The 13,982-nt window shown below is 49.2% G+C and carries 12 protein-coding genes; 3 read left to right on the plus strand and 9 right to left on the minus strand.

Annotated features, from left to right (window positions below):
* The 9 genes from B152_RS0117860 to B152_RS0117900 all read right to left on the minus strand — a co-directional run.
* Positions 1–854 (minus strand): dihydropteroate synthase (locus tag B152_RS0117860; RefSeq protein WP_020593806.1); only part of this gene is annotated, 854 nt, incomplete at its 3' end.
* 274 nt (positions 855–1,128) lie between these two features.
* Positions 1,129–2,379, minus strand: coding sequence for a methyl-accepting chemotaxis protein (locus B152_RS24260; RefSeq protein ID WP_020593807.1), 1,251 nt, complete (start codon positions 2,377–2,379; stop codon positions 1,129–1,131).
* 342 nt (positions 2,380–2,721) lie between these two features.
* Entirely contained in the window at positions 2,722–3,537 is an 816-nt protein-coding gene (locus tag B152_RS0117870; protein WP_020593808.1) for an ABC transporter permease subunit, read from the minus strand.
* Positions 3,534–4,436: an ABC transporter permease subunit gene (locus tag B152_RS0117875; protein WP_020593809.1), complete on the minus strand. Its 903-nt coding sequence runs from the start codon at positions 4,434–4,436 to the stop codon at positions 3,534–3,536. The genes B152_RS0117870 and B152_RS0117875 overlap by 4 nt, the downstream gene beginning before the upstream one ends.
* A gap of 9 nt (positions 4,437–4,445) precedes the next feature.
* Positions 4,446–5,594: an ABC transporter ATP-binding protein gene (locus B152_RS0117880; protein WP_020593810.1), complete on the minus strand. Its 1,149-nt coding sequence runs from the start codon at positions 5,592–5,594 to the stop codon at positions 4,446–4,448.
* 69 nt (positions 5,595–5,663) lie between these two features.
* Entirely contained in the window at positions 5,664–6,761 is a 1,098-nt protein-coding gene (locus B152_RS0117885) for a polyamine ABC transporter substrate-binding protein (RefSeq protein WP_020593811.1), read from the minus strand.
* Between the two features lie 98 nt (positions 6,762–6,859).
* Positions 6,860–8,233 (minus strand): aspartate aminotransferase family protein, encoded by a 1,374-nt coding sequence (locus tag B152_RS0117890; RefSeq protein WP_020593812.1) that lies wholly within the window; start codon positions 8,231–8,233, stop codon positions 6,860–6,862.
* Between the two features lie 41 nt (positions 8,234–8,274).
* Complete coding sequence (locus B152_RS0117895) at positions 8,275–9,621, minus strand: glutamine synthetase family protein (protein ID WP_020593813.1); 1,347 nt, start codon at positions 9,619–9,621, stop codon at positions 8,275–8,277.
* Between the two features lie 27 nt (positions 9,622–9,648).
* Positions 9,649–10,410 (minus strand): gamma-glutamyl-gamma-aminobutyrate hydrolase family protein, encoded by a 762-nt coding sequence (locus tag B152_RS0117900; protein ID WP_020593814.1) that lies wholly within the window; start codon positions 10,408–10,410, stop codon positions 9,649–9,651.
* A 285-nt stretch (positions 10,411–10,695) separates the two neighbouring features.
* On the opposite strand from B152_RS0117900, the gene B152_RS0117905 reads away from it, so the two are divergent.
* The 3 genes from B152_RS0117905 to B152_RS0117915 are packed head-to-tail and all read left to right on the plus strand — an operon-like array spanning position 10,696 to position 13,951.
* Positions 10,696–12,081, plus strand: a complete 1,386-nt coding sequence (locus tag B152_RS0117905) for a glutamine synthetase family protein (RefSeq protein WP_020593815.1) — start codon at positions 10,696–10,698, stop codon at positions 12,079–12,081.
* A 4-nt stretch (positions 12,082–12,085) separates the two neighbouring features.
* Entirely contained in the window at positions 12,086–13,360 is a 1,275-nt protein-coding gene (locus B152_RS0117910) for an NAD(P)/FAD-dependent oxidoreductase (RefSeq protein ID WP_020593816.1), read from the plus strand.
* 42 nt (positions 13,361–13,402) lie between these two features.
* Positions 13,403–13,951, plus strand: coding sequence for a cupin domain-containing protein (locus tag B152_RS0117915; RefSeq protein WP_020593817.1), 549 nt, complete (start codon positions 13,403–13,405; stop codon positions 13,949–13,951).
* Positions 13,952–13,982 lie beyond the last annotated feature (31 nt).

Below are 13,982 nucleotides of genomic sequence, written 5' to 3' on the forward strand. Positions count from 1 at the left end.
CCTTCAGGGGCTGGTTCACGGTATTTCTTGATCCAGTTGAGGCAGTTTGCGTCTTTGGCCAGCAGCACGTCAGAGGCGCGGATCCCGGCCAGCTCTTCTTCGTGCAGCGGGTTCATGATCGCAGAAGTCATGCCAGCAGCTGCCGCCATGGCGAGGAAGTGGGCGTTCATGGCGTGACGGTTNGGCAGACCAAAAGAAACGTTGGAAGCACCACAGGTGGTGTTGACCTTCAGCTCGGTTTTCAGACGGTGCAGCAGGGCAAAGACCTGTTTCCCGGCTGTGCCCATGGCACCGATTGGCATCACCAGGGGATCAACCACGATACGGTCATGGGAAATACCGTGATCCGCAGCGCGCTGGACAATTTTCTTGGCCACTTCATAACGCACGTCCGGATCTTCGGAGATTCCGGTTTCATCATTGGAAATAGCGACAACAGCCGCATCGTATTTCTTGATCAGTGGCAGAACCCGCTCCAGCGATTCATCTTCACCGGTCACCGAGTTTACCAGCGCCCGGCCCTTGTAGACCTTCAGGCCAGCTTCCAGTGCATCAATGATGGAGGAGTCAATCGACAGCGGCAGATCGGTCAGGCTCTGGACCAGTTGAATGGCTTCGGCCAGGATCTTTGGCTCATCTGCCAGAGGAATGCCCGCGTTCACGTCCAGCATGTGCGCACCCGCAGCAACCTGGGCCAGACAGTCAGCCTCGACCCGGCTGTAATCTCCAGCCGCCATCTCTGCGGCCAGCAGCTTGCGGCCAGTCGGGTTGATACGCTCGCCGATGATGCAGAAAGGCTCGTCAAAACCGATTGCAAATTCTTTCGTGGCGGAACTGACGATCGTGCGGGTCATCGTTTATGGTCTCCGTTTTGCAGGCAGAGACAAGCTCTGTCCATGAATTTTTGTTATCAATAACCCTGATCCTATCAGGGTTTTACCCTGAGTAAACGGTATCAGGTTGTGTCGCAGACGTCTGCGCGACACTTTGTAGCCCAATTACGCACCAGAGGCAAAACGACAATGCAAAATACGTCCCCGGCAGATTGCTGTATTGTCAAAAAGAGAAACCGGGCTCCCTGACAGAACCCGGTTTATTGGTCACAATATTCTGATGCTGCAACAGAAACTATCCAGCTCGTACCTGTGCAAGAAACTGATCAAGGCCTTCCTGTAGGTGAGTCGCCTGTTTGGAGAGGTTTTCTGATGCATCAAGTATCATGTGTGCTGTCTTGCCCGTCTGGCTGGCAGCTTCCGTTACATCTTCGATACTCCGGGATACCTGTTGTGTTCCGGCTGAAGCCTGTTCGACATTGCGCGCGATCTCCTGGGTTGCCGCTGCCTGTTCTTCAACAGCAATGGAGATGGCATTCGAGATTGTACTGACTTCGCGAATAGAGTTCCCGATGGCTTCAAGCGCGGCAGCGGCTTCTTCGGTAACGGACTGAACACCTGAAATCTGGCCACTGATCTCCTCAGTTGCCTTCGCGGTCTGGTTGGCCAGGTTTTTGACTTCACTGGCAACCACAGCAAACCCTTTTCCCGCTTCTCCCGCTCTGGCTGCCTCGATTGTCGCGTTGAGAGCCAAGAGGTTGGTCTGTTCTGCGATACCTGTAATCAGCTCGATAACTTTGCCAATTTCACTCACTGAACTGACCAGGGTTCCAACGGTCTGATGGGCACCCTGGGCTTTTTCAACAGCACCAGCAACCACTTCCGAAGAGCGATTGACCTGACGGCTGATTTCACGTTCGGAGGCTGTAAGCTCTTCTGCGGCTGAAGCAACCGTCTGAACATTTGTTGCCGCTTCCTCCGATGCTGCAGAAACCGTCGTGGCTCGGACGGATGTTTTTTCTGCTGTTCCCGTCAAAATCTGTGCGGAAGATTTCATATCGTTTGCAGCGTCTTTTACCTCGGATACTGTCTTTCCAACCCGGGTTTCAAAATCGCTGGCCATTTTTTCAATCAGGGCTTTTCGTTCTGATGCAGACCGGCTTTCCTGTTCTTGCTGTTCTGCTTCCATCTGGCGAATACGAATGGCATTTTCTTTGAAAACAAGTACTGCTCCCGCCATTTGACCAATCTCGTTTTTCCAGCCAACAGCAGGAACGTCGATTTTCAGATTCCCTTCTGCAAGAGAGGTCATTGTTTGTGTCAAGGCTGTCATGGGGTTTGTCAGGTGGGTTCTTGTCCACCAGATATTCATGACGGCCATGAGAAGCAGAGATGAAAAAACGACTGTCATTGCAAGGTCGTTGATGACGTTGGCTTCTTCATTGTTACTAAAATAACTTGCGGCACCAATGACGCCGACAACAGCCAGCATCAACGCGGAGAAAATCATACCCAGATGTTTGATCTGGAAATTATTAATGAACATTGGCATTCCCTCGGAAAAACAAGCCTGTTGCCACAGATGGCGACTTTTGCCCCATACGAATCTTGTGAACGAATTAGATTGCCCTGCTTTAGACAGGTCAGATCAAATTTCGGCTTTACAATCAGGGATAATGATTAAGCAAAATTAAATTTTTGAGATTGATATAGAGCAAAGACAAAGAAAATATTTTTATAACTTTATGAATATAAAGATTAATCACTACTTATTTTTTTGTTTGCGACAAGATAACGCAGGTGAGGATTCTGGATAAAAAAATCCCTGCAATAATAGATTTTCACCTAAAAATCGCAGGGATTTGTTTTGGACTACAGCTGGCCTATATCAGGAGCCAGCCAGAAGCTCGTCTGCTTTTCGTTTGGTTTCTGCGCGCCGGGTCAAGAAAGAGGCCGTCAGCACCCCAAGCGTTACAACCGAAATAAGAATGGTTGAAAGAGCGTTGATTTGTGGTGTTACACCCAAGCGGACCTGACTGTATATTTTCATGGGCAGGGTTGTGGCACCAGGACCAGAGGTGAACGATGCAATTACAAGATCATCAAGAGAGAGGGTAAAGGCCAGAAGCCATGCTGATACAATTGCCGGTGCCATAATCGGCAGGGTAACCTTGATGAAGGACTGAAAAGGGGTACAGCCCAGATCTGTGGCAGCCTCTTCCAGCGAAGTATCGAAAGTCACCATTCTGGAAGATACCACGACAGCCGCATAACACATGGAGAAAGTTATATGGGCAATTGTAATTGTCCAGAATCCTCTATCAATCCCGATGGCAACAAATAGCAATAGTAATGACAAGCCAGTAATAACTTCTGGCATCACCAGAGGAGCATATATCATTCCGGAAAAGAGTGTACGTCCCCTGAAGCGCCCTGCCCTGATCATCACAACAGCGGCAAGAGTCCCCAGAATTGTTGCAACTGTTGCCGATAACAGGGCGACCCGCAAGGTGACCAGAGCGGCATCAAGAAAAGCTTCATCCTGAAACAGTTCAACATACCATTTGGTCGAAAAACCGGCCCAGACCGTAACTAGGCGAGATTCGTTAAAACTGAAGATCACCAACAGCAGAATCGGCAGATACAGAAAGACAAAACCAAGGGTGAGGCTTGTCGCGTTAAACCAGGTAAAACGACTGTTCATTTTTCAGCCTCCTGTGCCCGTTCTTGTTGTCTTTGGAAAAGAACAATCGGCACGATCAAGAGAAGTAACAAGACCACAGCAACTGCAGATGCCAAAGGCCAGTCCCGGTTGCTGAAGAAATCCGCCCAGAGCGTTTTTCCAATCATGATCGTATCAGATCCTCCGAGAAGGTCCGGAATAACAAATTCGCCAATTGCGGGGATGAAAACCAGGAAACAACCCGCCACGATCCCGGGCATGGAAAGAGGAAAGGTGACTTTCCAGAAAGCCTGGATAGCTGTGCAGCCCAGATCTTCGGCAGCTTCAAGTAAAGCGCCATCCAGTTTTTCGAGGGCGGAATAAAGCGGCAGAACCATAAAGGGCAAATAGGAATAGACAATGCCGATATAGACAGCGGTATCGGTATTGATAATCTGCAAAGGTTCATCAATGATGCCCAGCATCATCAAAAACTGGTTGAGGAACCCTTCCGGTTTCAGGATGCCAATCCAGGCATAGACCCGGATCAGAAAGCTGGTCCAGAATGGAAGGATTATCAGCATCAGAAGTGTCGGTCGCCATTCAGATGGTGCCTTCGCCATTGCATAGGCAATCGGATAACCAACTAGCAGGGCAAACAGAGTAGAAAAAAATGCAATTTTCAGGCTCGACAGATAACTGTTGATATAGAGGTCATCTTCAATCAGCCAGATGTAGTTTTCAAAATCCAGTCCAGATAGAAACTGTATGAAACCGCTCCATCCCGCACCGAGATCAAAGGTCGGGGTATAGGGTGGAATTGCAACAGCAATATCCGATAGAGATATTTTTAGGACAATAAAAAAGGGGACGAGAAAAAGCAATCCAAGCCAGAGATAGGGAATACCTATGAGAAGGAAACGTCCAGATTTTCTATCCATTGTTTCCTCCTATTTCTGTAAAAGAACGCCTGCGGTATTCCGCCAGGACAGCCAAACCTGGTCATCCCAGGTAAATTCGCGGTTGGCAAGGCGGCGGCGGTTGGATTCCTGGGCTCTGAAAATCTGCCCGTTTCCAAGTTTTACGTAGTAGGTCGAGAGATTACCGATATAGGCTATATCGTGAATCACGCCCCTGATCTTGTTATCAACATCCTGTGGTTCTTCCCGCGTGACATGAACTTTCTCGGGGCGGATTGCCAAACAGGCATTCTCACCTGCAGCACAACCATTTTTGTTAGAAATATCAATGTCCCCCTGCCCCTCAGCCCAGGCGAGCTTTACCATCTCTTCGGTTTTGGAGCTGATCCGCCCTTCGACAAGGTTTACATCGCCGATAAAGTCGGCAACGTAACGGCAGTTGGGATATTCATAAATGACTTCTGGCGTGGCAACCTGAATCAGTTTTCCATCGTCCATCACCGCAATCCGGCTTGCTACCGTCATGGCCTCTTCCTGATCGTGGGTCACGATCACAAAGGTCATACCAAGTTTTTCCTGAATATCCATCAGTTCAAACTGGGTTTTTTCACGCAGTTTTTTATCAAGTGCACCAAGTGGTTCGTCGAGCAGAAGGAGCTTGGGTTTTTTTGCCAGAGACCGGGCAAGTGCAACGCGCTGACGTTGTCCGCCGGAAAGTTGATGCGGTTTCCGTTTGGCAAACTTGGTCAGCTGAACAAGAGAAAGCATCTCCTCAACACGTTCGCTAATTTGCTGTTTTGGCCATTTGTCCTGTTTCAACCCAAAGGCAATATTCGCCTCGACGGTCATATGGGGAAAGAGTGCATAGGATTGGAACATCATATTTACAGGTCGCTTGTAAGGAGGAATATCTGCAATATCCTCTCCCCCTAACGAGATTGTTCCCTCGCTAGGCTTTTCGAAGCCGGCCAACATGCGCATCATGGTGGTCTTGCCGCATCCGGATGGACCAAGCAGAGCAAAAAACTCACGCTCATAAATATCCAGACTGATATTGTCGATTGCTGTAAATGACCCGAAACGCTTTGTAACATTACCAAAACGCACCAGCGGCTTTTGCGCGGGATCTTCCCAGGGCGCAAAACGAGCTGATGGTTTCTTGTTTGGTGAAATATTCATGATGCCCTCAATCCGAAACCCTGCATAAAAAATGCCGCCCCATTTTCATGAGGCGGCGCTTTTTTCAAATCAACTTCCGCTTTTTACACGTGTCCAGGAACGTGTAACCAGCTTCTGCGATTTAGGGTCATATGGAGTCAGAGTATAGAGCTTCTGCATCGTTTCTGAATCAGGATAGATTGCAGGGTCCCCAATCACATCTTCATTCAGGAGTTTCTGTGACGGCAGATTGCCGTTTGCATAGTAGACGTAGTTTGAGGCTTTCGCCATTACGTCATCCCGTAGAATGTAGTCGAGAAACTTGTGGGCATTATCTACATTTTCAGCATCGGCGGGAATGGCCATCTGGTCGAACCACATCAGGGCACCCTGTTTAGGAATGGCATAATCAACGACAACACCATTGTTTGCTTCTGCGGCACGGTCACGTGCCTGCAGAATGTCTCCTGACCAGCCCACAGCAAGACAGATGTCTCCATTGGCAAGGGCGGAGATATACTCAGAAGAGTGAAATTTCCGGATATATGGGCGAATTGACATCAAAAGCTCTTCTGCAGCTTCAAAGTCAGCCTTGTCGCGGCTATCAGGATCTTTACCAAGGTAATTCAGAGCAGCTGGGATCATCTCGTCAGACGCGTCGAGCAAAAAGACACCGCAATCAGCAAGCTTGGCAATGTTTTCTGGCTGATATACAACATCCCAGCTATCAATGCGTTCAATGCCAAGGCGCTCCTTGATCATGTCAACATTGTAGCCAATACCGGTGGTGCCCCACATATAGTTGATTGAATAGGCATTCTCCGGGTCGTACTTTACAACCCTTTCAGAGACGACATCCCATACGTTGCCGTAATTACTTAACTTGGATCTATCCAGTTTCTGGAAAACACCGGCTTGAACCTGGCGACCAAGAAATGTTCCAGACGGAACAACAATATCATAGCCAGAGCTGCCTGCGAGCAACTTGGTTTCAAGAACATCGTTTGAATCGAAAACATCATAGATAACCTTGATGCCAGTCTCTGCTTCAAACTCTGCGAGGATTTCTTCGTCGATGTAATCTGACCAGTTGTAAACCTTTACAACCTCTTCCGCCTGGGCCTGAGCTCCGAGTGTCAGTCCCAATGCAATAATACTGGTGAACAAACCATTCCCTAAGGTTTTCACGATGTAGCCTCCTGTTGTTTTTTATCTATCCTGCAAATGTAACTCGAAACCCCAGACCCAAGATTTTTATGTTCTCGAGTCTGGGTTCCCATTTCCAGTTACAATTTTCCAAGATCTTTGGCAGTTAAATCAAGACAATACTTTGCCTTGTCCAACATCTCGTCAATTTCTGCTCTGGAAATCACCAGAGGTGGAGAGAGTACCATCCGGTCTCCACAAGCCCGCATAATCAATCCATTGCTGAAGCAGTGGTTCCGGCACATGGTGCCAACATCCGAACCATTTTCATAGAGTTCACGTGTTTTTTTATCTTTTACCAGAACCATGCCTGCGACCAGGCCTTTGCCCACAACTTCCCCGACCAGTGGATGTTCCTCAAAATCCTTCATCTTTTCCTGGAAATAGGGGCCAGTGTCTTCTGCGACACGTTCAATGATCCGTTCTTCCTTTAGGATGCGGATATTTTCGATGGCAACTGCTGCGGCAACAGGATGGCCTGAATAGGTATAGCCGTGATAGAATTCACCACTCTTTTCAATCAGAGTATTGGCGACTCTTTCACCAACCATCACTGCAGAGATCGGCATGTAGCCTGAGGACATCCCCTTGGCCATGGTCATAAGATCAGGCGTGAAACCGAAAGTCTGCGATCCAAACCATTTTCCTGTACGACCAAAGCCACAGATGACTTCGTCGGCAATCAGCAAAACACCGTACTGGGTACAGATGCGCTGGATTTCAGGCCAGTAGCTGTCCGGCGGCACGATAACGCCCCCTGCCCCCTGAATGGGTTCGCCAATAAAGGCAGCAACCTTTTCCGGTCCGACAGCCAGAATGCGTTCTTCCAGAGCCCTTGCGGCTACCAGCCCGAATTCTTCGGGGCTCATATCACCGCCGTCCTGATACCAATAAGGCTGCATGATATGCTCAAACCCTGGCATCATCAGGCCACTTTGGTCGTGCATCGCTCCCATACCGCCAAGACAGGCACCGGCAACTGAGCTTCCATGATAAGCGTTATTCCGGCTGATAATGACATTGCGTTCTGGCATGCCTTCTGCTTGCCAGTAGCGACGCACCATTCTGATGGCCGTATCAACAGCTTCTGAACCGGAATTGGCAAAGAAAGCATGTTTCATACCCGCAGGGGCGACTTCTGCCAGGAGGCCCGCAAGTTCAGTTGCCGGAATGTTCGATGTCTGGAAAAAAGTATTATAGAAAGGCAGCTCCAGCATTTGCCGTTGTGCGGCATCAACAAGTTCCTTGCGTCCATATCCCAGATTGACACACCAAAGTCCTGCCATCCCGTCAAGAACCCGGTTACCCTCTGAATCCCAGAGGTAAACGCCATCCGCCTTGGTCATGACGCGCACCCCTTTTTCATTCAGGGATTTGGCATCAGTAAAGGGGTGGAGATGATGTTCCCGGTCCAGGCCCTGCCAGTATTCTGTACTTTTATTCATATGATTCATAACACCCTCCTCAGACTTCCCGGTCAGGGAACATCCGGTCCTTAAACATTGAGCAACAGATGTTCGCGTTCCCACGAACTGATAACTGTATGGTAATTCTGGTACTCGACCAGTTTGGTCGCACAGAGAGCTTCAACAAAGCGGTCTCCGAGTACATCCCGAATTGGCTGACATGCAATCAGCGTTGCGGCTGCATCTGAGAGATACATGGGAACACCCCGAGGCAGACCATAAGCACTGCCCGTCATTTCAGGTTGCGCTTTCAGTTTCTTTTCAATCCCCAGATAACCGCAGAGCAAACTGCCTGCGATAGCCAGATAAGGATTAACATCCGAACCACAGAGTCTGTTTTCTACCCGACGGCTTTCAGGGCTGGAATTGGGAACCCGAAGACCACAGCTGCGGTTGTCCACTCCCCAGTGGATATTGATTGGCGCTTCTTCATAGGAAAAACGACGATAAGAATTGATATTCGGTGCAAAAAACAATGTCGCAGCCCCGGCGTAATGCTGCAGACCCGCAATAAAGTTTCCAAACAGTGGCGATGCATTACCCTGTTCATCGGTGAAAATATTCTTGCCGGTTTTGACATCAAGAACCGAGTGGTGAACATGCATGGAGCTGCCCGGCTCATTTGCCATCGGTTTGGCCATGAAAGTTGCATAGATATCATGGGCAAGAGCCGTCTGGCGCACAGTTCTCTTGAACAGGAAAACCTGATCTGCCAGTGACAGCGGATCCCCATGAAGGAAGTTGATCTCGATCTGCGCTGCCCCGGCTTCGTGGTTCAGAGTATCGATATCCAGTCCCTGTGCGTCACAATAGTCATAGACATCCTCGAACACCGGGTCGAATTCGTTCACAGCATCAATGCCATAACATTGACGGGCTGTTTCTGGGCGACCGTTTTTACCAATAGGTGGCACTAGCGGAAGGTCCGGATCGATGTTCTTCTGTACCAGATAAAACTCAAGCTCGGGGGCAATGATCGGTTGCCATCCCTTTGCCTCATAAAGCTTGAGAACCGTGCGAAGGATCTGACGGGCGTAAATATCAACAGGACGTCCATCAGGATAAACACAGTCACAGATCACCTGGGCGGTAGGTTCTTTATACCAGGGGACCGGGCGGATGGTTGTCAGGTCGGGCTCAAGGATAACATCCCGATCCACTATGTCGACCCAGGTGTCTTCTTCTGGAAACTCGCCTGTGACAGTTTGTGTAAAGATGCTCTCGGGCAGACGGTGTCCCTGACTGCCAATCCCGCGCAGGAATTTCTCGGTTGGCAGGATCTTACCGCGAGGCACTCCGGAAATATCCGGAATCATACACTCCACCTCAGTAATCCGGCGATCCTTGCACCATTTTTCCAATTCCTCAAACGTCATAATTCACCTGTTGTGTTTTGTTTGTCGTCAAACTTGCCGGTGGTTCGCCCGTTCCCGGCAAGCCTCTCCAAAAGCCGAGAATATCGCATTGGAGAGTTCATTATCACTGACATTCCATTCCGGGTGCCACTGCACTGCCAGTGCAAATGCAGAAGCCCCGGAAACACTGACGGCTTCAACTAACCCGTCTGGGGCATAAGCTTCTGCAAGCAGCCCCTCCCCAAGGCGATTCACACCCTGCGCATGCACAGAGTTTACCTGAACCTTGTTTGTTTTGATGAGATTAAAAAGTCTGCCATCCGGTGCAAGTTCAATTTCGTGAGCCAAAGCAAACCGATCAGCAATCGGTGCGTCATAATCGGCTCTATGGTCCATTTTTCCCGGCACATCCTGCACTTTTTGATGAAGGGTACCCCCCAAAACAACGTTAAGCTCTTGAAAACCCCGACAAATTGCCAGAAACGGGATCTTTTTATCAAGTGCCTTTTGGATCAAAGGCAGTGTGGTGGCATCCCGGGCCGGATCATGAAGGGTTCCTTGTTCACTGGGGGGCGCCCCATAGAGGCCGGGCTCTACATTTGAAGGGCTGCCTGTAAAAAGAAGACCGTCAATCTGTTCCAGTAATTCGTCGCTATCCAGCCTGTCCCCCAAAGAGGGAATACCAAGAGGAATGGCTTTGGAAACAAAAGCCACAGCTTCGGAATAATACCTGCTGACACTGTCATATTCGTTGCCGTTACGGGATGTTCGGCAGGTTGATATGCCAATGACAGCTTTTCTTGAACGCATGGGATGCATGACTCCAAAACGCGATGATCGTTATTTTGAACAAATGATAGAGCTGATTTTTACGAAAGAGAACTAAAAAAAGAAATTATAATTCAATTTTTTTACAAAAAACAAATATTGTTATTTATTATCATGCAATTAAATGTGTGTAAAAAATATAGAACGGGCATGGTGATTTGTTGGTTATTCAAGAATTGTAGTTCTTTTTTTTTAACATCTCTTGACAAGGTAAGCTCAGGAATGAGCATAATTTACCGAGTTTCGTACCCAAAGGCGATAAATAAAATGAACACGACAACAGATCAAAATTCTGAACACATTACCTTTCTTGAGGAGCATCCTGAGATCGGCCTGATTGAACTGCTGATCGCAGATGGCAATGGTATCTTACGCGGCAAACGGATTACCCGCGACAAGCTGGCTGCTGTATATGAAGAAGGAATTTTGCTGCCCGGGTCCATTTTCTGTCTGGATACCACTGGCGCCAACGTGGAAGGTGTTGGCCTGATATGGCGTGACGGGGATGCCGATCGGGTGTGTCGGGTCGTTCCCGGGACACTAAAACCTGTCCCTTGGCACCGCAAGGGCTTGGCCCAGGTATTACTGACAATGCATGAAGAGGACGGCGAGCCCTTCTTTGCAGAGCCACGACATGTTTTGCAAAACCTTATCGACCGCTTCACAAAAATGGGACTCAAGCCGGTAACGGCCGTCGAACTGGAGTTCTACCTGATCGACAAGAACAGAACACCTGCCGGACACCCCCAACCGCCGATTTCTCCGATATCCGGTTTGCGCCATGATTCCCCTGCTGTTTATGGCATTGATGAACTGTATGATTACGATGATTTTATTGATGAAGTTGCCGCAACAGCCAAGGCTCAGGGGATTCCTGCAGACACGATGGTTGCCGAATATGCTCCCGGGCAGTATGAGGTCAACCTTCATCATGTTGATGACCCCCTGCTCGCCTGTGATCAGGCAATTTTGCTGAAAAGACTTATCAAACACGTCGCTCAACGTCATGACATGGAAGCAACTTTCATGGCGAAGCCCTATACCGCAGAATCTGGGAACGGAACCCATATCCACGTCAGCCTGCTGGATGAAAACGGCAAGAATGTTTTCCAGGGCCCCGGACTGCATGGCGAAGAGCGCTTAAGTGACGAGATCAAATGGGCGATGGGGGGAATGAATGCCTCTATGGTCGAATCAATGGCCTTGCTTGCCCCCAATGCCAACTCCTACAGACGCTTTCAGCTTGGATCCTATGCCCCCCACACACCTTGCTGGGGGATCAACAACAGAACAGTTGCTTTGCGCATCCCTGCAGGACATCCCTCTGCAACACGTATCGAGCACAGGGTTGCTGGTGCCGACGCCAGCCCCCATCTTGTCATGTCAGCTGTTCTGGCAGGAATTCTCTATGGCCTTGAGAACAAAATTGATCCAGGGCCACGGATCAAAGGAAATGCGTACGAACAGTTGGAAACCACCCTGCCGATTATCTGGCCCGATGCGATTGATGCCTTTGAAAGCGCAACGATCCTCCCGGAATACCTCGGCAAGGAATATTGTGAGATTTTCACGATGTGCAGGCGTGCAGAAAGACAGCGGTTTAACAGTCTGATTTCTCCTGTTGAATTTGACTGGTATCTCAGGACAGTGTGACAACATGAGCCACGACCATATCAATTCCTATTACAGCGCAAGTATGAACCCTGCCCCGCTTCGCCCTACTCTGGAAGGGGAGCATGACTGCGATGTCTGTGTTGTGGGTGGAGGCATGACAGGAACCTCGGCTGCCCTTCATCTTGCAGAAAAAGGCTACCGGGTTATCTTGCTTGAAGGCAATTGCATATCCTGGGGTGCATCGGGGCGCAGTGGCGGCCAGATGATTATCGGCTACAACCAGTCCTATCAGGACATGATCAAGATGCTCGGGCGTGATGATGCCCAGAAATTGTGGACCATGGGGGAAGAAGCCATGGATCTGGCAAGGGACACCATTGCCAAACACAATATTGAGTGTGATCTGGCCTCTGGTCATTATCATGTCGCAACCAAGCAGCGACATATAGATGATTTACAGGAATATGCTGACGATCTGGAAAGCGCTGGCTACAAGGGGTGCGAATTGCTCGACCGGACGGCGATAAGAACAAAAATCGCCAGCGATCGGTACCTTGCCGGTGTTTTTGATCCCAGAGGTGGACATCTTCACCCGCTCAATTACACTTTAGGTCTTGCCTCGGCTGCTGAAAATGCAGGGGCTGTTATTTATGAGAACAGCCGGGTTATCAAGATTACGCATGGAAGTTCTCCCCGGGTTTATACAGACAAGGGCACTGTCCGGTGCAAACATGTCGCGCTTTGTGCCAATGCTTATCTTGATGGCCTGGAGCAGCAGATTGACAGGAAGATTATGCCTGTCGGCACCTATATTTTGGCAACTGATCCCTTTAGCAAGGAAGAAGCTGAAGAGCTTATTTCTGGTAACGCTGCTGTCGCTGATATTCTTTTTGTGCTGAACTATTATCGTTTTTCCGGTGACCGTCGACTTCTGTTTGGCGGCAAGGTCAGTTATTCCGGCAAAGACCCGGCTGATATCGGCAGGGCCATGCAAAAAACCATGCTGGAGTATTTCCCACAACTTGCGCATAAGAAGGTTGACTATGCCTGGGGTGGAAATGTTGCCATAACTGTCAATCGCCTGCCTCATTTTGGTAAAATCAGCTCTTCTACTTATTTTGCGCACGGTTTTTCTGGCCACGGTGTTGTGCTTACCGGGCTTGCTGGTAAATTGATCGCTGAAAGTATTGCTGGAGATGCCGAACGGTTTGATGTTTTTGCCCGTATTCCTCACCGGACGTTTCCTGGTGGGAAATTGATGCGAACTCCAGCTCTTGCCCTCGCCATGACCTATTATCGACTGAGAGATCTGTTATAAAATATGGATAGTAATGCTTTAGCCAAGGATGGACCGCGAAATATGACCACGAGTGTTGGAATTCGATTAAAGGCCTTGCGGGAAATACACGGGCTTTCTCAGCGTGAGCTGGCCCGCAGGGCCGGTGTTACCAACTCGGCAATTTCGATGATCGAGCAGGAGCGGGTCAGTCCTTCTATCGATTCCCTGTCCAAGGTTCTTTCAGGCTTTCCAATTACCATGATCGAGTTCTTTACCATGGAGCCCGAGCAGGAAGACAAGATCTTTTATAGCAAGGATGAATTGGTCGAGATGTCCGACGGCACCATGTCTGTAAGACTGGTCGGGGCGAACAGAAAAAATAGGCAAATGCGTGTCCTGCATGAAAAATACCCCCCGAATGGCACGACGGGGGATAAAATGATTGTCCAGCCCGGTGAAGAAGCCGGGGTAATCATTCGCGGACAGCTTGAAATTACTGTGGGAACTGATGTAAAGGTTCTCTCTGCTGGTGAGGCCTATTATTTCAGTGCTGAAATCCCGCATCGTTTTCGGAATATCGGGGATGAAGAGTGTGAAGTGGTCAGTGCTGCCACCCCTCCCTCTTTCTAGCTGGTACCCGATAAAAGAGAGGATCTCTTGT

This window comes from Kiloniella laminariae DSM 19542, assembly GCF_000374005.1.
Taxonomy (GTDB): domain Bacteria; phylum Pseudomonadota; class Alphaproteobacteria; order Kiloniellales; family Kiloniellaceae; genus Kiloniella; species Kiloniella laminariae.

Excerpts from the sequence above, each read along its gene's own strand:
- B152_RS24260 (WP_020593807.1), bottom strand. The coding sequence starts at position 2,379 with ATGTTCATTAATAATTTCCAGATCAAACATCTGGGTATGATTTTCTCC.
- B152_RS0117870 (WP_020593808.1), bottom strand. The coding sequence starts at position 3,537 with ATGAACAGTCGTTTTACCTGGTTTAACGCGACAAGCCTCACCCTTGGT.
- B152_RS0117875 (WP_020593809.1), bottom strand. The coding sequence starts at position 4,436 with ATGGATAGAAAATCTGGACGTTTCCTTCTCATAGGTATTCCCTATCTC.
- B152_RS0117880 (WP_020593810.1), bottom strand. The coding sequence starts at position 5,594 with ATGAATATTTCACCAAACAAGAAACCATCAGCTCGTTTTGCGCCCTGG.
- B152_RS0117890 (WP_020593812.1), bottom strand. The coding sequence starts at position 8,233 with ATGAATCATATGAATAAAAGTACAGAATACTGGCAGGGCCTGGACCGG.
- B152_RS0117895 (WP_020593813.1), bottom strand. The coding sequence starts at position 9,621 with ATGACGTTTGAGGAATTGGAAAAATGGTGCAAGGATCGCCGGATTACT.
- B152_RS0117900 (WP_020593814.1), bottom strand. The coding sequence starts at position 10,410 with ATGCGTTCAAGAAAAGCTGTCATTGGCATATCAACCTGCCGAACATCC.
- B152_RS0117905 (WP_020593815.1), top strand. The coding sequence starts at position 10,696 with ATGAACACGACAACAGATCAAAATTCTGAACACATTACCTTTCTTGAG.
- B152_RS0117910 (WP_020593816.1), top strand. The coding sequence starts at position 12,086 with ATGAGCCACGACCATATCAATTCCTATTACAGCGCAAGTATGAACCCT.
- B152_RS0117915 (WP_020593817.1), top strand. The coding sequence starts at position 13,403 with ATGACCACGAGTGTTGGAATTCGATTAAAGGCCTTGCGGGAAATACAC.